22 protein-coding genes, 1 pseudogene and 1 riboswitch are annotated in these 18,482 nt (G+C 62.7%); of the genes and pseudogenes, 8 read left to right on the forward strand and 15 right to left on the reverse strand.

Translation table 11 applies throughout. From position 1 onward, the window contains the following. The coding region (locus BG842_RS18215) for an MMPL family transporter (protein ID WP_217493344.1) at positions 1–971 on the forward strand (971 nt) is incomplete at its 5' end. Between the two features lie 172 nt (positions 972–1,143). Continuing rightward, complete coding sequence (locus BG842_RS18220; RefSeq protein WP_254663289.1) at positions 1,144–1,470, forward strand: universal stress protein; 327 nt, start codon at positions 1,144–1,146, stop codon at positions 1,468–1,470. A gap of 71 nt (positions 1,471–1,541) precedes the next feature. On the opposite strand, the gene crcB is transcribed toward BG842_RS18220, so the two are convergent. The 3 genes from crcB to BG842_RS18235 all read right to left on the reverse strand — a co-directional run bounded on the left by crcB (position 1,542) and on the right by BG842_RS18235 (position 3,502). Continuing rightward, a complete protein-coding gene (gene crcB, locus BG842_RS18225) occupies positions 1,542–1,904 on the reverse strand; it encodes a fluoride efflux transporter CrcB (protein WP_069451895.1) in 363 nt (120 codons plus the stop codon). Further along, positions 1,901–2,293 carry a CrcB family protein gene (locus BG842_RS18230; RefSeq protein WP_007979696.1) on the reverse strand — a complete coding sequence of 131 codons (393 nt, stop codon included), beginning with the start codon at positions 2,291–2,293 and terminating at the stop codon, positions 1,901–1,903. The genes crcB and BG842_RS18230 overlap by 4 nt, the downstream gene beginning before the upstream one ends. A gap of 9 nt (positions 2,294–2,302) precedes the next feature. Then, positions 2,303–2,371, reverse strand: a riboswitch (Fluoride riboswitch). A 102-nt stretch (positions 2,372–2,473) separates the two neighbouring features. Next, positions 2,474–3,502, reverse strand: a complete 1,029-nt coding sequence (locus BG842_RS18235) for an ATP-binding protein (protein ID WP_069451896.1) — start codon at positions 3,500–3,502, stop codon at positions 2,474–2,476. A gap of 76 nt (positions 3,503–3,578) precedes the next feature. Here BG842_RS18235 and BG842_RS18240 point away from each other — a divergent pair, with 76 nt between their 5' ends. Beyond that, complete coding sequence (locus BG842_RS18240) at positions 3,579–4,064, forward strand: Ig-like domain-containing protein (RefSeq protein ID WP_007979700.1); 486 nt, start codon at positions 3,579–3,581, stop codon at positions 4,062–4,064. Positions 4,065–4,075: 11 nt separating this feature from the next. Here BG842_RS18240 and BG842_RS18245 read toward each other — a convergent pair whose 3' ends face one another. The 6 genes and pseudogenes from BG842_RS18245 to BG842_RS18270 all read right to left on the reverse strand — a co-directional run bounded on the left by BG842_RS18245 (position 4,076) and on the right by BG842_RS18270 (position 8,461). After that, positions 4,076–4,837: a protein-L-isoaspartate O-methyltransferase gene (locus tag BG842_RS18245; protein WP_069451912.1), complete on the reverse strand. Its 762-nt coding sequence runs from the start codon at positions 4,835–4,837 to the stop codon at positions 4,076–4,078. 26 nt (positions 4,838–4,863) lie between these two features. Beyond that, positions 4,864–5,775 (reverse strand): bifunctional 2-polyprenyl-6-hydroxyphenol methylase/3-demethylubiquinol 3-O-methyltransferase UbiG, encoded by a 912-nt coding sequence (locus BG842_RS18250; RefSeq protein ID WP_069451897.1) that lies wholly within the window; start codon positions 5,773–5,775, stop codon positions 4,864–4,866. A gap of 50 nt (positions 5,776–5,825) precedes the next feature. Continuing rightward, positions 5,826–6,475: pseudogene (locus BG842_RS18255) on the reverse strand (HVO_0476 family zinc finger protein). Between the two features lie 70 nt (positions 6,476–6,545). Beyond that, complete coding sequence (locus BG842_RS18260; RefSeq protein ID WP_069451899.1) at positions 6,546–7,079, reverse strand: hypothetical protein; 534 nt, start codon at positions 7,077–7,079, stop codon at positions 6,546–6,548. A 92-nt stretch (positions 7,080–7,171) separates the two neighbouring features. Then, positions 7,172–7,504, reverse strand: coding sequence for a CHY zinc finger protein (locus BG842_RS18265; RefSeq protein WP_069451900.1), 333 nt, complete (start codon positions 7,502–7,504; stop codon positions 7,172–7,174). A gap of 12 nt (positions 7,505–7,516) precedes the next feature. After that, positions 7,517–8,461, reverse strand: coding sequence for an aminopeptidase (locus tag BG842_RS18270; RefSeq protein ID WP_069451901.1), 945 nt, complete (start codon positions 8,459–8,461; stop codon positions 7,517–7,519). Between the two features lie 181 nt (positions 8,462–8,642). On the opposite strand from BG842_RS18270, the gene BG842_RS18275 reads away from it, so the two are divergent. From BG842_RS18275 to BG842_RS18285, 3 genes are all read left to right on the forward strand, one after another. Further along, the gene (locus BG842_RS18275) at positions 8,643–9,656 is read left to right on the forward strand and encodes a type II glyceraldehyde-3-phosphate dehydrogenase (RefSeq protein WP_069451913.1); all 1,014 of its coding nucleotides are present in this window, start codon (positions 8,643–8,645) and stop codon (positions 9,654–9,656) included. 433 nt (positions 9,657–10,089) lie between these two features. Continuing rightward, the gene (locus tag BG842_RS18280) at positions 10,090–10,428 is read left to right on the forward strand and encodes a hypothetical protein (RefSeq protein ID WP_069451902.1); all 339 of its coding nucleotides are present in this window, start codon (positions 10,090–10,092) and stop codon (positions 10,426–10,428) included. 149 nt (positions 10,429–10,577) lie between these two features. After that, a complete protein-coding gene (locus tag BG842_RS18285) occupies positions 10,578–10,967 on the forward strand; it encodes an Hsp20/alpha crystallin family protein (protein ID WP_069451903.1) in 390 nt (129 codons plus the stop codon). On the opposite strand, the gene BG842_RS18290 is transcribed toward BG842_RS18285, so the two are convergent. The 3 genes from BG842_RS18290 to BG842_RS18300 all read right to left on the reverse strand — a co-directional run bounded on the left by BG842_RS18290 (position 10,954) and on the right by BG842_RS18300 (position 12,618). Further along, positions 10,954–11,820 carry a RimK family alpha-L-glutamate ligase gene (locus BG842_RS18290; RefSeq protein WP_069451904.1) on the reverse strand — a complete coding sequence of 289 codons (867 nt, stop codon included), beginning with the start codon at positions 11,818–11,820 and terminating at the stop codon, positions 10,954–10,956. The two genes, BG842_RS18285 and BG842_RS18290, sit on opposite strands and share 14 nt — an antisense overlap. 85 nt (positions 11,821–11,905) lie before the next feature. Beyond that, a complete protein-coding gene (locus BG842_RS18295; RefSeq protein ID WP_069451905.1) occupies positions 11,906–12,220 on the reverse strand; it encodes a hypothetical protein in 315 nt (104 codons plus the stop codon). A 32-nt stretch (positions 12,221–12,252) separates the two neighbouring features. Continuing rightward, entirely contained in the window at positions 12,253–12,618 is a 366-nt protein-coding gene (locus BG842_RS18300) for a DUF5518 domain-containing protein (RefSeq protein ID WP_069451906.1), read from the reverse strand. 101 nt (positions 12,619–12,719) lie between these two features. On the opposite strand from BG842_RS18300, the gene BG842_RS18305 reads away from it, so the two are divergent. Continuing rightward, entirely contained in the window at positions 12,720–13,679 is a 960-nt protein-coding gene (locus BG842_RS18305) for an NOG1 family protein (protein WP_069451907.1), read from the forward strand. A 23-nt stretch (positions 13,680–13,702) separates the two neighbouring features. Here BG842_RS18305 and BG842_RS18310 read toward each other — a convergent pair whose 3' ends face one another. Beyond that, the gene (locus BG842_RS18310; RefSeq protein WP_069451908.1) at positions 13,703–15,031 is read right to left on the reverse strand and encodes a TIGR00341 family protein; all 1,329 of its coding nucleotides are present in this window, start codon (positions 15,029–15,031) and stop codon (positions 13,703–13,705) included. Positions 15,032–15,090: 59 nt separating this feature from the next. Further along, positions 15,091–16,464, reverse strand: a complete 1,374-nt coding sequence (locus BG842_RS18315; protein WP_069451909.1) for a TIGR00341 family protein — start codon at positions 16,462–16,464, stop codon at positions 15,091–15,093. A 127-nt stretch (positions 16,465–16,591) separates the two neighbouring features. On the opposite strand from BG842_RS18315, the gene engB reads away from it, so the two are divergent. Next, positions 16,592–17,212: a GTP-binding protein EngB gene (engB, locus tag BG842_RS18320; protein ID WP_069451910.1), complete on the forward strand. Its 621-nt coding sequence runs from the start codon at positions 16,592–16,594 to the stop codon at positions 17,210–17,212. Between the two features lie 490 nt (positions 17,213–17,702). On the opposite strand, the gene BG842_RS18325 is transcribed toward engB, so the two are convergent. Then, entirely contained in the window at positions 17,703–18,392 is a 690-nt protein-coding gene (locus BG842_RS18325; protein WP_069451911.1) for a helix-turn-helix domain-containing protein, read from the reverse strand. Positions 18,393–18,482 lie beyond the last annotated feature (90 nt).

Consider the following 18,482-nt stretch of genomic DNA (forward strand, 5'->3'; position numbering starts at 1 on the left):
CGACGAGAAGTTCGCCGCCGTACAGGGGATACCGTGACGATATACGTGCAGGGCCGCTCCGCGAGGATTACGCGCTCGAATCGATTCAGCACGCCAACCGTAATCCGCCGAAGTCCTTCGCCCAAGCGGACAGACGGGCGGAGTCCGAGAGTATCATCACCGTCATCCAAAATTACAGCCGTCAGTCGGACGAGTTTCGACGACTCGTCGAGCGAAACGACATCGACGGCGACGGCGTTCCCGACGACAACCTCGGACAGATTTACGACCGGTTGCTTTCGTCCCCCGCTCGCGGGCAGGCACTCCAGTACATCACGGAAGATCAGCGGAGCGCACAGGTCGTCTACACGATGAAAAGCGGCGCGTCGCAGAACGCCATCACCCGCGACGCCCAGCAGGTGGCCGATCGCTACCGTCTCGACGCGACCGCCACCGGCGAAACGGTCGTCTTCCAGTCCATCGCGGCCATCATCTTCGCGTCCGCGCTTCGAAGCCTCGCCACTGCACTCCTCGCCACGGCCATCTTTCTCGCGTTCGTCTATCGCGTCCTCGTCGGCCGGGCCGCGTTCGGCGTCATCAACCTCTTTCCAATCGTCGTCGCGGTCTCACTCCTCGCCGGGACGATGCGGTTGCTCGGCATCCCGTTCAACGCGCTGACCGCGACGGTGCTCGCCATCGCGCTCGGGTTGGGGACCGACTACTCCGCCCACGTCGTTCATCGGTTCACCGACGAATTCGAACACGAAACGGACGTGTTCGCCGCCCTCACGCGCACCGTCCGCGGAACCGGGGGCGCGCTGACCGGCAGCATGCTCACCACGGTCGCCGGGACGGGCATCCTCGTCCTCGCCATCACCCCCGTTCTCGGCCAGTTCGGACTCGTGACCGCCCTGAGCATCTTTTACTCGTATCTCACGGCGGTCCTGTTGACCCCCTCCGTCATCGTCGTGTGGGAGCGGTATTTCGAGTAACACCCACCTTCCCCTCGAACGCCGTGGCTGCAGTACAGTTATTCCGATGCCCACCGAACGTGCGGGAGATGTACGACGAGATACTCGTTCCGACCGATGGCAGTCCCGAAATCGAAGACGCCATCGCGGAGGCGCTCGACCTCGCGGCGTTCACGGGGGTCGGATTCACGCGGTGTCCGTCGTCGATACGCGCGAGTACAGTACCCTGTCGGATGCCAAGTGGCTCACCATCGAACGCGACCGAACCGAACGAGGCGAAAGCGCGATTGCGGACGTTCGAAAGCGGGCGGACGAACGGGACGTTCCGGTCGAAACCGAACTCCTGCGAGGGATTCCTCACGAGGAAATCCTCGACTACGCAGACGAGAACGACATCGAAGTCGTGGTGATGGGAACGCACGGCCGAAGCGGGGTCGAACACTTCCTGAACGGGAGCGTCACCGAGAAGGTCATCCGCAATTCGACCCTGCCGATACTGGTCGTTCGCGTGACGGCGTGAGCGGCAATCGGCGGGGAATCAGCAACCGGCGGGAGACTGGCGACAAGTGGAGACGAAGGGTCCGCACTCAACTAGCCGAGAAGTTGGACGACGCCCCACGCCACCCCGATGGCGATTCCGGCACCGGCGAGGTTGCCGAGGGCGTTGACGGTCGCGCGCAACCGTTCGCCGGTCTCCCACAACCGGAAGGTCTCGAAGGAGAACGACGAGAAGGTCGTAAACGACCCGCACGCGCCGGTCCCGAGCAGCAGCGCCAGTTGGTTGTCGATGGAGAGGAACGTGAGGAGTCCGAGGACGAAACTCCCCGCGACGTTCACCGTGAACGTCCCGATTGGGAACTCGTCGGCATCGACCCGTTCGCTGACGAAATGGCGACAGAGCGCCCCGATTGCGCCACCGGTCCCGACGATGTGCGCGGGGTCGAGCGAGGTCATTCGCTCACACCCCCGTTGACGAAGCGGGCGAGCGAGCGGCCGAGCATGACGCCCAGAAACCCGAGGCCGTAGTTGGCCACGACGTTTCCGACCATCCACAGCGGCGACGCCGCCTGCGTCGTCTGAACGGCGAACGTGCTGTACGTCGTAAACGAGGAGAGGAATCCCGTGCCGACGACGAAGTGCGTTTGGTCCGCGAGGTAGCCCATGTAGATGGCTTCGTACAGGATGAAGCCGAGCGCGAAACAACCCGCAACGTTGGCGATGAGCGTCCCCGTCAACCCGGGTTCGACGAGGCTGACGAAGTACCGGAGGTTCGACCCCGCGAATCCGCCGACGCCGATCAGCAGCAGGACTTCTATCGTGTGGAGTGGATGTTTGCTTCCCATATCTGTCGCTCTCGAAAAGGAGTCATCAGCCGACGCGTTCGGCGGTTGGGGAAGGCGGACTCCATCGCCCAGTTAGTCCGGTACTCCTTATCGAACGCACTTAACGGACTCGAAACGACCCGGCAGTCACCGACTACTCGACGATTCTCGATTGCTCGGTGGGTATCGTCTGCCCGCCGGTCACCCGCCTACCAGTTCGCTCGCACTCGGACTGCCGCCGCCGTGTTCGACGCGCCGCGTTCGAACCTGCACCGCGTGGACGCTTTCGGTCGCGTCGTCAACGACCAGCGCCGACCCGGGCGTCTCGGGCATTCGGTCGGCGAACGACCCGTGCATGTACGTCGGGCGAGCGCGGGCGAGGGCTTCACGGTCGGCCCGCGAGGTCAGACGGTGAGAGACGAGTAGATCGGACTGTGAAACCGCCACGTCGGGGAGAGCTGCCGGGCGCTGTGTTGCGGCGACGAAACTGACGCCCGGCCGCCGTCCGCGCGTCACGATGGTTCGAAGCGCCGGTCCGGCGATTCCGTCGAAGAAGGCGTGCGCTTCGTCCACGACGAGCCACGGAAGCGTCGCCACGGGTTCCGTGACCCGAGCGCGATACAGGTCTTCCGCAACCGCCCGAACGACGGCGTTCATCGGTGCGGCGTCGTAGCCCGAACAGTCCAGTATCGTCGCCGCGGACAGGCAGTCCGCGGCGGTGAGTCCGTCGGGAGAAAACACGTCCCACGAATCCGCGAGTACGAGGTGGTTTCGGGCCGCCCGGCGGGTCGCCCGCGCCACGTCGGCGTTCCAGACGTACTCGTCCATCGCCGCAAGCGTTTCCGTCTTCGCGGCCGCCTGCCACACCAGCGACCCGACTGAACTCTCGTGGTCGAGACCGAGGAGTTCGCACCACGCTCGCGGCGAAAGCGCGTTCGCGGAGACGCGCGGCTCCGCGATAACCGAGAATCCCGGAACGTCCGCGAACGTCCGAAACGCGCCCATCGGGTCGGCGACGACGGGTGAAACACCGTCCGCGCTTGCGAGTTCTTCGACCAGCACGCCGAGCGTGTAGGATTTCCCGTAGCCGCGTTTGCCGACCACCAACGCGGCGTGCGGCCCGTCCAAATCGATTCGAACCGGTGCACCCGCGCTGCCGTCGCGTGCCCGGTAGGTTCCGAGTGCACCCGAAACGCCACCGTCGCCCGTCCGACCCAGAACGTCCGTCATGTGGGGTGCTGGTCCCGACTTCTGATATAAACCCTCGGACGAAGGTTTATATTCGAAACCGGAACCACTCCGGGCCATGTCTGTGCGTCAACGGCTTCGGACGAGGCGAACCAACCGCAAACTCCAACTGTTCCGGTCGGACGACCGAGCCATCGAAGGACTGCCGATTCGGCTGGTCATCGCGCTCGTCGTGGGGGTCGCCAGTCTAAGCGTCATGATGAACATGCTGTCGGGACTCAACGGATTGGCGGTGAGCGAACTCGACGCGAAACCGACCCCGGAAGTGGTTCAACCGGGCCACCAGTCGGTCGATATCTCCGTCATCGATTCGGACGGCAAACCGGTGTCGGGGGCGACCGTCGTCGTGAAAGGGGACTCCGCCACGTTGGAACACATCCAGACGGCGACGACCGGAAAGAACGGAGGTGCGACGCTCTCACTCGACCCCGAACTGGGGCCGAATCAGGAGGACGGAACGCTCGAAATAGACATCAAGCCACCCGCGGGGAGCGAGTTTGCGGACAAGCGAGCGAATACGCAAATACTGGTCGTTGCCGACTAAGAAGGAAAAGGTTAGCTGTATCCGTCCCAGTCGATCCACTCGTGTTCCCAGCCGTGGCGGGCTTGGGCGTTGCGGTCCGCGAACTCGCGGTCCTCCCGAGTAGTGCGGTTGCGCTCGATGGTGTCTGACTGCTCGCCATCGACGAGGAGCGGGGCGAACGCGACGGTGCCGAACTCACGTCCGATGTCGGGAGTTCCGTCCGAAGCGCATTCGACGGCGGTCAACCGCTGTATCCCTCCGCCCAGCGGAATCACCAATCGGCCGTCCGGTGTCAGCTGTTCGACGAGGGTTCGCGGCGGTTCGATGGCCGCCGCCTCGACGAGGATGCGGTCGAATGGCGCGTACTCGGGCAGGCCGTCTGCACCGTCGCGGCAGTCGACGAAGACGCCGCCGTAGCCCGACGAATCGAGGTTCTGCCGCGCCTCGTAGACCATGGTTCGCGTGATATCGACCGCGTGGACGTTCTGCTCGCCCACGATTTCGGCCAGCACCGCGGACGTGTAGCCGACGCCCGCACCCACGACGAGGACGGAATCGTCCTCACGAACGTCGAGAGCTTCCATCAGTCGGGCGACGGTGCTCGGGGACAGTATTCGCGTCCCCCGATGGTCGAACGACCGGTCGGAGTACGCGCCGTCGCTGGCTTCGAGGGGGACGAATTCGTGACGAGGGACCGTTCGGAGCGCGAGACCGACGTGCTCGCTCCGGACGAGCCCCTTCATCTCGTGTTCGAGGCTGGCGACCATATCGTCGCGCAGCACCGTCGGTTCCATGAATCCGGTTTGGGGTCCGACGTTCTTCAATGGCGCGGCCTGTAGCCGACGATGGCTTGCTGGTTCGTTCCCGGAACGTCCCGAATCTCGAAGTCATCGAACCCGGCGTCATCGAACCAGCCTTCGAACTGGTCTTCGGTGTATGTATCGCCGTTCTCCGTCTGTGCGAGCATGTGTGCGCCGAACAGCGCCGCGTCGTCGGCCCACCCTCGAACCTTGTCGATGAAGACGGCGACGCCGCCGGGGTCGAGGGCGTCGTAGGCGTTCTTCGAGAGCGCGCGGTTTTCGGCCGGACCGAGCGCGTGTGCGACCCGCGAGCAGAACGCGAGGTCGAACCCGGTCGAAAGGTCGTCGGTCGCGTCGCCGGGAACGAGTTCGATGGGTTCGTGTTCGAGGAACGTCCGGTCGACATCGATGACGTCGGACTGGTCGAATAACGTCACGTCGTAGCCGCGACGGGCGAATTCCTTCGAGAAACTACCGGGGCCGCCGCCGATATCGAGGACGCGCTCCGCGTCGGGGTTCTCGTGAACCGCTTCCGTGACACACGTCCGAACCGTCGCGTTATCGATTGTCGCCATCGAGCCCATGAAGTTCGCCGTCCACTCGTCGGGTGGCTCGGGCGGACATCCGGTTCGCATCGTCTCGGGAAGCGCGAACCAGCGGTCGAGACAGTCCATCTGATGTGGCACCGTTCCGATGGAACGCACGTCCGTCTTGGCGAACAACCCGAGCGCCCGGTTGGTCGCCTCGTACTCGCCGCTGACGCGTTCGAGAAAACCCAATTCGGTCATCGCGGAGAGCGTGATTCGGGCGGCGCGCTCGGTAACGTCTGTTTCGGCGGCGACTTCTGCGGGCGTTCCGGCGCGGAACATGACGGCATCGATGATGCCGGTCTCGCGGGCGGCCCACAGTAAACAGAGTTCGCGGTAGTCCATACCAAAACGTCGAAGGCGAGGCGAAAAAAGCTAGGTGCTGGCGCGGTCGATTACCACGCGGACCACGCGGTCGAACTCTCGTCCGCGGCGTAAATCCGTTTCACGTCCTTGGCGAGCACGGCGTCGCCGTCGAAGTCGAGGCGGTCGTGGTCGTAGCCGGAGGCGTCGTCCGTGACGAGGATGCCGTCGATGGTGAACTCCTCATCCGCCAGTTCCTCGGTTTCGCCGACGACGAACTCGTAGTCCCCGGGGATGCTCACTTTGACGCTCCGGGAGTTGTCCCGGCGGCCGTCGTTGGGGTGAATCGTGACGTTGACGCTCACGTTGTCCACGGCGCGCGTCCAGATGGTTTCGACGTCGGGTGCGAGCGATTCCTCGACGCGGCGATTTTGGTCCTGTTCGAGGCTGGTAATCCTGACGACGAAGATGGCTTCGTCGGTTTCGAGGACGAACTCCTCGCCGACGGCGAGGTTCTCCTCGACCGGGACGTCGGCCTTCGCGGTGAACGACTCGCCTTCCTGCGAGACGACGACATCTATCTCCTCGGTTGTCTCCTCCTCTATTTTCGTCTTGTGAACGTGGTCGCACTCCGTACATCGTACCGTCGCCTGTCCACCCGGTTTGAGGACCTCGTGAACCGTCTCCAAATCGGGGAACAGGATGGGCAGACGACTGCCACACGTTCCGCTGTATCGCTCATGGAGCGGTGTAGGGACTCGGCGCGTAAAAGTGCGTGGAGTTGGGCGAAGGCGGGTGTTCGATTGCTGTCGTCAATTTCGGTTCTCGTCACTGAACGTTTTCTCGTAGACGACATTTTCACCGTCGATGATTCCCGCGGCGTCCTTGACGTGCGCAACGACGACCCGTGACGGGAGGTCCGATTCGAAGTTCACGCTGACCGTGTACGGGACAATCCCCAATTCGAGCGTGCAGACTCCGTGGGAGATATAATCGTCGAAGACGGCCACCGTGAGCGTATCCGATCGTTCGTCGTACCGGAGTGATTTGAGTTCCGTCTCCTTGCACGACCGTCCACCGCTTTTAACCTGTCCAAGCACGCGAACTCGCTTTTCGGTCGAATCGAATTCGACCGTGGCGTAATTACCGAACTGCTTTCCAGGGTCGTAGTTTTCGTCGTCGAATCCCTTCGTCACGTCTACCAGTTCGAATTCGTGTTCAGTTATCGATGGTTCGGTTCGGATGGAAAAGTCCTTGTCGCGGCGATAGTCGAGTTGCCGTGCGACGACGACGCCACCGCCGACGAGCGGAAGGGAGATTCCAGCGAGGAGCGCGCGACGATTCATACCATCCACTACCCCCCATGAAGTAACAATTTTGTGGTGAGTGAGACGACCGCCGTCCGGTTGGAGTATCCGCGTACCGAACTCGGTCGAACTCACCCGTCGAAATACAACGCGTAGTGGTTCGCACACCCCGGGTTGAATTCCGCGTCGCAGTCGGGGCAGCGCGAACCGCAGTCGAGGTACGCGGTAATCGTCAATTCCGCGCCGCAAACGCCGCACAGCACCGCCTCCGTGTCTCGTTCGTCTTCGGGCCACGGTTCCCGCGGATGGTCGGCAACCGCGTCGTGACACCGAAAGCAGGGATAGTATTCCTCACAACACGGGAACCGAATGGCGATTACGTCCCGCTCGGTGTCGTAGTGTGCACAACGTGTCTCGGCGTCCACATCGACGCCGTGGACCGCGGTTCCGTGGATGATTCGCATCGCTCGACCGTTTTAGGGCTGTGGCAGTTCGACCTCTTCGCCATCAGCGTACACCGTCGGTTCCCGAATGATGCCGTCCAAGTGAAGCGGGGCGTCCGTGTCGCCGCCGATTCCCGCGTCGTCGCCGATGGCGATGTGGACCGTGCCGCCAGCCTTCTCGTCCAGTAGGACGGAGCCGACGAGTTCGGACACCGCGACGTTGGTTCCGATGCCGAGTTCGGCGAGGTTGTAGGCGTCTTGGCCGACTTCCTCCGATGCAGTTTCGACCTGCTCGCGGATTTCGTCGTCGCTGATACTCGTAACGTAGCCGTCCTCGACTTCGAATTCGAGGGTTTGTCCCTCTTCGAGGAGTCCGTGCGGGCGCATGGTTCCGTCCACGACGTAGCGGCCGTTGACGTTCTCGGGGCTGACGAACACCTCGCCCGCGGGGAGGTTGGTGAAGTCGCCGGGGTCGTGACAGAGGCCGGTGTCGTCGAACCACTCGCGGTCGCCGGGTTCGAAGGTGATGTCGGTTTCGGCCTCGGTCGTGACGCGGATTTTCTCGGCACCTTCGACTTGCGCGAGCACGTCCGTGCAGTGCTGGTCGATGGTCTCGTAGTCGGCCGCGAGTCCGGTAATCATCACTTCCTTCGTGATGCCGGGGAGGGTGGCGATTCGCGCGCCTTCCTCGTTCGCGTTTCCTCGTGCGCGCGTGTGGCTGAGGCTTTTCGTGGTCGGCGCGAGGACGACGTCGGCGGCGGACATCGCGGCGGCGACGGAGGCAGGCGGCTCCTCACCGTGCTGGTTTCCGACCGGATAGCGCGTAATCGTCACGTCGTCGGTAATCTCGCTCGCGGTGTCGTACAGCGCCTTGCCGATGTCCCAGCGCTTGTCGTCGGTGATTATCGCACACGATTCGTCCGCTTCGAGTGCCATACACTGCTTGACGGCGGTTCTCGCGGCGTCGTCCAGACTCATACCAGGGCGGTTGCGCTCCGGGGTGGTTAGGTGTTCCCTTTTAGTACGGTCGGATGTGCTATCTCTCGGTTCTCCGAGAGGTGAATTCGCCCGAAAGCCCCGAATTACTCGCTATCGAGTTGTTTTCCCGCATCGTCGCTCGAAACCGTTTTAGTCGCGGGGGTTGGAGCGGCAGATGTACATGCTACAGGTCGGCATTAACGGGTACGGGACTATCGGGAAGCGAGTCGCTGACGCCGTTCGGGCGCAACCGGACATGGAAGTCGTCGGTGTCGCAAAAACCCGGCCCAATTTCGAGGCCGAGGGAGCCGCCGAGAACGGCTACCCACTCTACGCCGCTATCGAGGAACGGGCGGACCGGTTCGACGACGCGGGAATCGAACTGGCGGGAATGGTCGAGGAACTGGTCGAGGCGGCCGACGTCATCGTCGACGCCTGTCCGTCCGGCATCGGCGCGGACAACAAATCGCTGTACGACGAGTACGACACACCCGCGCTCTATCAGGGCGGTGAAGACGCGAGCGTCGCGGACACGAGTTTCAACGCGCGTGCCAACTACGACGAGGCGGTCGGCGCACAGCACGTCCGCGTCGTGTCGTGTAACACGACCGGGCTCTCGCGGCTCGTCGCCCCCCTCCGCGAGGAGTACGGCGTCGAGAAGGTTCGGGCGACCCTCGTCCGTCGAGGTGGCGACCCGGCCCAGACCGGTCGCGGTCCCATCAACGACATCGTTCCGAACCCGGTGTCGCTGCCGTCGCACCACGGCCCGGACGTGAAGACCATCTTCCCGGACCTCGCCATCGACACGCTCGGACTGAAGGTTCCGGCGACGCTGATGCACATGCACAGCATCAACGTCTCGCTGGAAGCCGAACCGGACGCCGAGGAGGTGCGCGAACTGCTCGAACGCCAGTCCCGCATCTTCGTGATTCCCGAGCACATGGACATCGACGGCGCGGGCAAGCTCAAGGAGTTCGCCATGGACAGGGGTCGGCCCCGCGGCGACTTCTGGGAGAACTGCGTCTGGGGCGAATCCGTCTCGATGGAAGGAAACGACCTCTATCTGTTCCAAGCCATCCACCAAGAGAGCGACGTGGTTCCCGAGAACGTGGACGCCATCCGTGCGGTAACGAACGCCGCCGACGCCGAGGAGAGCATCGAAACGACGAACGACGCGCTCGGAATCGGCTTCTAACCAACCGCTTCTGACCGTCGATTCGACGGTTCGTTTTTCGTGGGACGACGGGACGGTATTCGTTCATACGCCCGAGTAACGCCGACAACTCGTGGAGCGGTCCTGTTATTCACTTCGGGGAACTATAGTAGATGTTAACATGGGACTTTTGGATTGTGAATTATCATCGATCAGCGCCGGATTCCGCCATTCGAAACACGGGACGAAACGTTTACCGACACGTATCCACGACCGCGGCAGACGTCCTGCGCCCCCGATTTCCCACGTTACCGACGTTTAGGTGCGAGTTCCGTCGTTCACAAACGGCGCAAACGGACTCAACGATGCTACCCGTTCATTTACGACAGCCCCGATGAGACGCGGTGGGTGGGGCGGACAGCACCGCGGACAGGTGGTGTCCAGTAACGGACTCTCCCGCCCGGAGAGAAAAACAATGAGAAAAGCACTCAAGATCCTGCTCACGATGACCATCGTGGGAAGTTTGTTCGCAGTCGGATTCGCGGGTAACGCGGCGGCATTCGCCGACGACAACCAAGTACAAGTGAACGGCCAGTACGCGAGTTCGAGCGTCAGCCAGAGTCAGTATGTCGCGCAAGGTAACGCCAACCACCAAGAGGACAATTACGCGGTCTCGGCCGCCGGTAACATCGGTAGCGGCGAGGCTGAATCCGGCGACGCGTACGCGGTCCAAGCGAGCTACCAGAGCAACAAGAACGCGCAGCTCGCCTCGTCGAACGCCCAGAACTTCAACTGGCAGAACCAGGACGACTAATCGACACGTCCGCAGATAGCGGCATTTTTTCAGACGGGAGGCGAGTCAGCGTTCCGAAAGGTCGGACGTGAGTCCGATTCGTCGCAACGGAATCGGAACGGTTGACGCCTGTCCAAAACCTTTTGCCCGGGAAGGGCTTAGCCTCAGGTATGCGACGAGACGACCGCGACGACCCCTTCGACGATCTCTTTCGAGAGATAGAGCGCATGATGAACGATATGATGGGCGGCAACGTCGATATGCAGGTCGATACCGGCACGACCGGGTTCGGTGCCGACACGCACGTCGACATCCACGAAGACGACGAACTGATCCGCGTCATCGCCGACCTCCCCGGCGTCGAGAAGAACGACATCGACCTCAAATGCGACGGCGAAGCGATGACCATCAGCGCCGCCAGCGACCACCGCGAGTACGACGAACGCATCGCGCTCCCGGCGCGCGTGGACGAGAGTTCCGCGAAAGCGACCTACAACAACGGTGTCCTCGAAGTCACGTTCGAGAAGACCGACGAATCAGCGAACATCAGCGTCGAGTAGTCCGAACGAGTTCGGCGAGGCGGTCGTAGAATCCATTTTCGTACTTCGTTTCCACGTCTATCGTCGGCCGTGCGTTCGTCTCGTTGACGACCACCCGGTCGGCGACGGCGAGCAGGTCGACGCCACAGAACGGAATTCCGAGCGCCTCCGCCGTCCGTTCCGCGATATTCCGGTACTCCTCGGATAAGCGGACGCCGCGCGCCTCGGCACCGCGATGGACGTTGTGTTTCCAGCGTCCGGCGGTCAGCGCGTCCTCGGGCAGTCGCCGCTCGACCGCACCGACGTACTCGCCGTCGACGACCATCGCGCGGTAATCGACCGCCTCAGGGAGGTACTCCTGCACGAGAAACGATTTGTCCCCCGTCGCGCGGTAGTCATGGACGAGGTTCAAGTAGTCCACCACGCCGAGGAAGGAGTCCACGTCGTCCACTTTTGCGATTCCAGTCCCCCGCGTCGTGGAGTTAGGTTTGACCACGACCGGCGGGTCGAACGCCTCGAACGCGTCCACGAGGTCCGCCTCCTCGACGGGGTTCGAGACGACGACGGTTTTCGGGACCGGGATCCCCACTCGCTCGAGTCGGGCGATGACGCCGCCCTTGTTCCGCGAGATGAGGACGGCCTCGCGGTCGTTCACCCACGGGATGTCCAACAGCCCATCGACCACGCCGCCCTCCATCATTCGTGACGGGTAGACGAAGCCCGCGTCGAACTCGCCGGGACCCCACGGCGGGTCGGCGAGGTCGAACGTCCGCGACTCGCTCGGAACGTGGCGGACCCTGATTCCGCGCTCCGCGAGCGGGTCGCGGAGTCGCTCGAACGTCTCCTTTCGATAGGCGATCGCCAAATTCAGCATTGGCTATGGGTTGGCGTCGGCCGATAAAAAGTTCGCCCGCCTCGTCCCAGTCTCCGTCTCACCCGTTCGCCCCGGGCCGACGTCCTCACTCGACAACTTCGAAGCGGTGTCTGTACACCGTCGCGCTGTCGTCCCATTCGAAGTCGTCGTGGGCGTGGTTCAGGCGCTCGCGGTAGGCGTCCAAGTCCTCCGAGCCTTCGGCTTGTGCGTCCTCGTCGGTCAAATCGCCGAGTTTCCGCTCGGTCACGTCGACGACCTCGAACGTCTCGCCGTCGATGTCGAAGGTGTCGCCTTCCTCGGCGTACGGATTGCCACGGTGAAGTTGCGAAATGCGGCCTGCCGTGACTGCCTGCTGAATGTGCGGTGCCGGGAGTAGCGTGTCGGCGTCGATTCGAGCCATACGGCTTCGTTCGGGTTGCAGCGAAAAAACGACTAGCCTTTCAGCACGCCGCCGATGGCACCGCCAATCGCGCTGTCGAGCGCCAGCAGGAACGCGACGAAGACGGCCGCAAAGAAGAGACCGATACCGCCGAACAGCGACCCGACTGGGCCGCCCGCGAGGCCGCCGATGATGGTTCCACCCAGTCCGAGGAACAGGGCGACGATGACGCCGCCGATGGACCCGGCGAGCAGGCCGTGCCAGAAGCCGCTTCCCAATCCACCGCCGGCGACGTAGCCAGCGGCGAAGCCACCGGCGAGTCCCGCCGCGACGTGCCCGATTCCGGGGAGGGCGAACGCGACGATGCCCGCGAGGACGGAGACGACGAAGCCGACGAAGACCGCGTACCAGTTGGTCATGGGTACATACGTTGGAAGGCGGAAAACAAAAGTCTCTCGCCAAAATCGGCTCGCACGACGGTATGAACGCCCTTTTAAGGGGCGGGAGCATACGAATGCCCATGATTTTCGAGACCCTACCGACGACGCCCACGTCGGAGGAACTCATCGACAAGGCGTTCTCGCGGGCGACACGAGCAGGCCGGGCCAAGAGCGGCATTCAGGCCCAACAGTCCATGCTCCAAACCGCCTCGAACATCCTATCGGACAATCTGCAGAATATCGTCACCGCGTGGCCGGACTTCGAGGAAGTGGACCCGTTCTACTACGAACTGGCCGACGCCGTCGTGAACGTTGACGAGATTCGAAAGAGTCTGTCGGAAATCCAATGGGCCTCCCGCAAGACGAAGGACATCGGCCGCGAGTACCAAGGGAAACTCCGCGGCGACATCAACTACGCCCGCAAGGTGCGAAAGCAGGGGTTCGCTCGCCTCGCGTCCATCGTGGAGGAAGTCGAGGACGACCTCGACCGAATCAACGCGGCGCGAAACGACCTCCGTGACCTCCCGGACATCGACCCAGCCGACCCGACCGTGGTCGTCGCCGGTTATCCCAACGTCGGAAAGTCGTCGTTCGTCAACACGATAACCAACGCGCGCAACGAAATCGCGGAGTACCCGTTCACGACGAAGGGGATTCACGTCGGTCACTTCGAGCGCGACCACATTCGCTACCAAATCGTAGACACGCCGGGACTGCTCGACCGACCCGCGGACGAGCGAAACGCCATCGAATCGCAGGCTGTGTCGGCGCTCACGCACCTCGCCGACTGCATCCTGTTCTTCGTGGACCCGAGCGCCTACTGTGGCTACCCGCTCGACGCCCAACTCGAACTCCGCGATTCGGTCGAAGAGCAGTTCGGCGACGTGCCCGTCCTCACCGTCTGCAACAAGTCCGACCTCTCGACCGACGTGGAGGCCGACCTGTACATGAGTATCGAAGAGGACGAGAACGTCACGGGAACGCTCGATGCGGCCGTCGAAGCCATCGGCTACGAACCCGAACTTCCGTTCGACGGATAAGACCGGTCGGCGAGTTCGGACGTTCAGGCCGACACGTCGTCCGTTTCGACGTACCGAATCTGAACCCCGACCGTGCGACCCGTCCGAGTGGCGATTCGGTCGTGGATTCGGTCGGCGAGGTCCGGGTACTGCTCGCCCCGCGGACGACCGACGATGACCACGACGCGATGTGGTTCGCGGAACGGGAGGTTTCGCGTGTAGGTAGTCTTGCCGAGCGGGAACGTCTGACGGTACTGTACCTGCATCTGGAGCCGTTCCGCCTGCTGATACTGTGGCTGCTCGAAGATGTTCGTCACCGCCCGGTCCGCCCCCTGTTCGAACTGCGCACCATGATAGGAAAAATAGGTGACGCCGCCGAGGAAGACAGAAAGAACCGCGATACCGAGAACGAGGATACCGATTCGTTTGACCGTCTCCTCGCGGGAGCGCTCCAGTTTGAACCAGCTTTTCGGACGGTAGCCCATGTACTGGAGCGTCACGATGGCCGAGAGGTTGATAGAGAGGACGTTGACGAGGACGAGAACGCCCGCCCCGAGCGCGACCACCGGACTCCCCCACGCGATGCCGATACCGACGGCGGCGGCGGGCGGGATGAGCGCCGCGGCGATCATAACCCCGACGAGGGCGACCGACACCCCCGCCGCGAGACTGACGACGCCCGCCGCACCCGCGCCGAGCGCGACGATGAGCGACAGGAAATCCGGCGTCAGTCGCCCGCTTATCTGTGGTATCGTCGTAATATCCGTGTTCGGCGGGAAGAGATACAGATATCTCACGAAGAGCGCGAACAGCGTCGCGCTGGCGATAGACACGGTAACGCCGAGCAGTTGCAGTTTGACGCCGCGAGTGAACAGGTCGCTTTTGTCCAAAACGGTGCCCACTCCCGTCGATAGCGCCGGGCCGACCAGCGGCGCGATGACCATCGACCCCACGACGACCGCCGGGGAGTCGAGCAACAACCCCGCCGTGGCGACGACCGCACTCACGACGGTCATGAAGACGAACGTCCGCAACCGGGGCGACAGTTCCCGCGCCGCGGTTAGGATTTCGTCGCGCGCGATGCGGTCCGCGCCGTTTTCCGCCTCGTAGCGTTTCACCAGTTGCTCGAACTGTCGGGACGTATCCGTCTCGGCATCGATGATGACCGTGTGAGCCTCGTCGCTCAGTCCCGCATCGTGAAGCTTGTCGATAACCGGCTGCACGGCGTTCTGTGGGAGCGGAAACGTCGCAATCGCGGTATAACGGCGACCACCCGTTTCGTCGGTCAGAAAGAAATCAATTCCCTCGGAGTCGAGCGTCTCGACGACCGTTTCTCGCTCGCCCGTCGGGATGGATACCTGTACGAGTCGCACAGTCACCGATGGGGTTTGCAGATTGATATAATCGCGGGCCGATAGTCGGTTAGTTCATGTCAACATGTCAGCCAATTTCTCTCGATACCGCGGCGAGGCGCTTCGTCTATGCTGACGTAACGGATTTGAACAGAAACGTCCCGGCCCGTCCGTCGATAGAGACGGGCGCGAAGCCGTTCCGCCAGTCCGGGATAGCGTTCGTTCGTCGGTTTGCCGACGGTAACGATGACCTCCCGTGGCCGATGAAACGGGACGGCGGGGTCGCGGTACTTCCGAGGGAGCGGAACGGACGGCCCGTACCGGACATCGACTTCGAGCCGTTCTCCCCCGGAGTATTGCGGCAGTTCGAGCAAGGCGTCGGTCGTCGTCCGAACGCTCCGTTCGAACTGCGCGTCCTGAATCGACGAGTACGTCACCCCGCCGAGAAAGGCCGACAGGAGGACGATAACGAGGATGAGGAGAGATACCCGTTTGGCTGTCTCCCAGTTGGAACGTTGGAGTTTCAGCCACTCTTTCGGCCGATAGCCCATGTAACGGAGCGTGAGGAGGGCGGAGAGGTTGATAGCCAACAGGTTGACCAACACGAGGATGCCCGCGCTGACGGTCACGACCGGTTCGCCCCACGCGATGCCGATGCCGACCGTGGCGGCGGGCGGGATGAGCGCCACGGCGATCATGACGCCGACGAGAGCGGTCGAAGCACCGGCCGACAGACTCACGATACCGGCGATTCCCGCGCCGAGCGCGATGATGAGCGACAGGAAATCGGGGGAGATTCGAATGGCGACCTCCGGAATTCGCGTCACGTCCGTCCCAGGCGGAAACAGCGGGATAAACCGAACGAGCGTGGCGAATGCGGCGGCGCTCGCTACCGCGAGAACGACGCCGAGGACCTGTAACCGCACGCCGCGTCGAAACAAGTCTCGGTCGTCGAGGACCGTTCCGATACTGGCGGACAGCGCCGGGCCGACCAGCGGCGCGATGACCATCGACCCCACGACGACCGCCGGGGAGTCGAGCAACAACCCCGCCGTGGCGACGACCGCGCTCACGATCGTCATCGTGACGAACGTTCGGAGGCTCGGCGAGAGTTCGCGGGCGTGGATGCGAATCTCCTCGCGGGCGATGCGAATCCGACGACCGCGTTTCGCGGTGTAGCGCTCGACGAGTCGCTCGAAACGCGTCGAGACGTCCACCTCGGCGTCGATGATGATGACGTGGGCTTCCTCGCTGAGTCCGACATCGCGGAGTTCGTCGATGACGGGTTGCACCGCGTTTTGCGGCAGCGGAAACGTGATAATCGCGGCGTAGTCCTCTCTTCCCCCACGTCCGCTCGTCTCCTCGGTGATGTAGTAGTCGATATCCCTCGCTTCCAGCGTTTCGATGACCAGTTCCCGTTCCCCCAGCGGGATGGCGATTTCCACGAGACGCACATCCCGAACACGACACACGGAACAATAAGTCCCGCCGCGTGAGACGGCGGAATTCCGCCGCGGGAAACAGCGGAGTCTCGCCGCGGGAAACCACGGCCGTTAAGCGTCGAGAGGCGAACGGACGACTATGTTCGAAAATCGACCCGGCAGGGACGCCGAAGTCGTGTTCGTCGGGCGCTCGAACGTCGGCAAGTCCACGCTGATGCGCGAGTTGACGGGCCACAGTTTCGAGACTGGCGGCAAGCCCGGCGTCACGCGCCAACCCAATCACTTCGACTGGGCCAGCGAGGATTTCATGCTCACCGACCTTCCCGGATTCGGGTTCATGTCCGGCGTCGAGGAGGACCGACGGGAGAGGATAAAGACCGACATCGTGGAGTACATCGAGGAGAACGCCGAGAAGGTGTTGGTCGGCGTCCTCGTCGTGGACGGCAAGAGCGTCATCGACATCATCGACCGCCACTCCGGAGAGGACGAAATCCCGCACGACGTGGAGATGTTCTACTTCCTCCGCGAGGTTGGAATCCCTGTCGTCGTCGCCGTGAACAAGATGGACAAGGTGGACGACGAGGACGAGCGACTGAACGACCTCTGTGACCGCCTCGGCCTTCACCCGCCGTGGAAGCAGTGGCAGGACACCATCGCACCCATCAGCGCCAAGCGCGGAAACATCGACACGCTGAACGAGGCCGTGAAGACCCACCTGCACGAACAGAAGCGCGACGACCTGTTCAAGTTCTTCTCCTAGGCGGGTTTTCGGCGACCGGTTGCGTAGCGATTCATCGGACACTGACCAGTTTGGTCCCGGTATTGTATATAAGGATTTGGAGGAGAATCGGGGTTGCGTTGACGGGGGACGTTCTCGAAAAACGCTGTCACGCTCGCTACGAGTGGATTCTGATTTTGGTTCTTGTGCGATTTCAGCTACGGAGACGATCCTGAAAGCCCCCGCCCGCAACCGCACCGCGACGGCCACACCCTCCCCAACCGATTCCTTCGCATTCGCTCAGTCATCCCTCGCGTGATAACCAAGCAGGCCCTCGGCCATTAGCGCCGAGGGCCTGCTGGCGCACGCGCCGAGGTATTTTATGCGGATTCCCCGTTTCACGTTCGCATTTTCGCGTGTCTATTCGCCAACGGGGTAGAGATACTAAAAAGGATTAGATAGTACTGATTGCCGGATTCAAAAGCCTGAAAAATACTAAAGAGTACTGAAACATACTGAATAATACTACATCTCACCCGAGCAGTTTCGCCTCGGCCTTCCGGAGGTGTTCGAGGAGCGTGGTTTTGGACACGTCCATCTCCTCGGCCAGTTCGGATGCCGTCACGTGCCGCGGCCAGTCGTAGTAGCCGCGCTGACGGGCGAGTTCGAACACCTCGCGCTGGCGCTCCGAGAGGTCGTCGGTGCGGAGGACGCCAGCGCCGGCTTCGGCGGTTGCGACGTGACGGACGCGAATTTCGGCGTCCATCTCCTCGCAGACCGCCTCGATTCGGTCGTGCAGTTCGTCCTTCTCGACCTCGACGATGACGGTCCAGTACTCGCGCCCGCCGTACATCCGCACCGGTTCGTCGGGGATAAATCCGCGCGAGACCAGCGCGTCGTTGATGCTGTTGCCCAGGTCGTAGTGGACGACGATACCCCTGCTCGCGCTGCCGAACGCGATGGAGTCCTCGGTGGCGTGCGGATGGTCGGTTTCCCACACGGAATCGGTCAGGTCGGAATCCCGAATCGCCGCCACGAGTTTATCCACCTCCTCGCGCGTGTTGCCGTAGACGGTGAACCGCCCGGTCGCCAGTCCGTCGATGGTGTGGACGCCGTGGCCGAGGAGTCCCGCCGCCCGGCCCTCGGTGACTTCGAGCGTCCAGCAGTCGGGATGCCAGATGTCGAGGGTCACCCGAAGTCCGGCGTGCTCCGCTGTGGTCATCTGATGTGATACACGGATGAGACGAGCAAAAACGTATGGCAAGGAGAATGACATACGTTGACATGGGATCGGCTCTGAAATCGGGACCGG

Origin of the sequence: Haladaptatus sp. W1, assembly GCF_001723155.1 — an archaeon.
In the GTDB taxonomy this organism is placed as follows: Archaea; Halobacteriota; Halobacteria; order Halobacteriales; family Haladaptataceae; genus Haladaptatus; species Haladaptatus paucihalophilus.

Coding starts and splice junctions, on each gene's coding strand:
- BG842_RS18245 (WP_069451912.1), bottom strand. CDS start 4,837: ATGGAACCGACGGTGCTGCGCGACGATATGGTCGCCAGCCTCGAACAC.
- BG842_RS18290 (WP_069451904.1), bottom strand. CDS start 11,820: ATGCTGAATTTGGCGATCGCCTATCGAAAGGAGACGTTCGAGCGACTC.
- BG842_RS18275 (WP_069451913.1), top strand. CDS start 8,643: ATGCTACAGGTCGGCATTAACGGGTACGGGACTATCGGGAAGCGAGTC.
- BG842_RS18300 (WP_069451906.1), bottom strand. CDS start 12,618: ATGACCAACTGGTACGCGGTCTTCGTCGGCTTCGTCGTCTCCGTCCTC.
- BG842_RS18260 (WP_069451899.1), bottom strand. CDS start 7,079: ATGAATCGTCGCGCGCTCCTCGCTGGAATCTCCCTTCCGCTCGTCGGC.
- engB (WP_069451910.1), top strand. CDS start 16,592: ATGTTCGAAAATCGACCCGGCAGGGACGCCGAAGTCGTGTTCGTCGGG.
- BG842_RS18235 (WP_069451896.1), bottom strand. CDS start 3,502: ATGACGGACGTTCTGGGTCGGACGGGCGACGGTGGCGTTTCGGGTGCA.
- BG842_RS18285 (WP_069451903.1), top strand. CDS start 10,578: ATGCGACGAGACGACCGCGACGACCCCTTCGACGATCTCTTTCGAGAG.
- BG842_RS18230 (WP_007979696.1), bottom strand. CDS start 2,293: ATGGGAAGCAAACATCCACTCCACACGATAGAAGTCCTGCTGCTGATC.
- BG842_RS18280 (WP_069451902.1), top strand. CDS start 10,090: ATGAGAAAAGCACTCAAGATCCTGCTCACGATGACCATCGTGGGAAGT.
- BG842_RS18295 (WP_069451905.1), bottom strand. CDS start 12,220: ATGGCTCGAATCGACGCCGACACGCTACTCCCGGCACCGCACATTCAG.
- BG842_RS18325 (WP_069451911.1), bottom strand. CDS start 18,392: ATGACCACAGCGGAGCACGCCGGACTTCGGGTGACCCTCGACATCTGG.
- BG842_RS18250 (WP_069451897.1), bottom strand. CDS start 5,775: ATGGACTACCGCGAACTCTGTTTACTGTGGGCCGCCCGCGAGACCGGC.
- BG842_RS18240 (WP_007979700.1), top strand. CDS start 3,579: ATGTCTGTGCGTCAACGGCTTCGGACGAGGCGAACCAACCGCAAACTC.
- BG842_RS18305 (WP_069451907.1), top strand. CDS start 12,720: ATGATTTTCGAGACCCTACCGACGACGCCCACGTCGGAGGAACTCATC.
- crcB (WP_069451895.1), bottom strand. CDS start 1,904: ATGACCTCGCTCGACCCCGCGCACATCGTCGGGACCGGTGGCGCAATC.
- BG842_RS18270 (WP_069451901.1), bottom strand. CDS start 8,461: ATGAGTCTGGACGACGCCGCGAGAACCGCCGTCAAGCAGTGTATGGCA.
- BG842_RS18265 (WP_069451900.1), bottom strand. CDS start 7,504: ATGCGAATCATCCACGGAACCGCGGTCCACGGCGTCGATGTGGACGCC.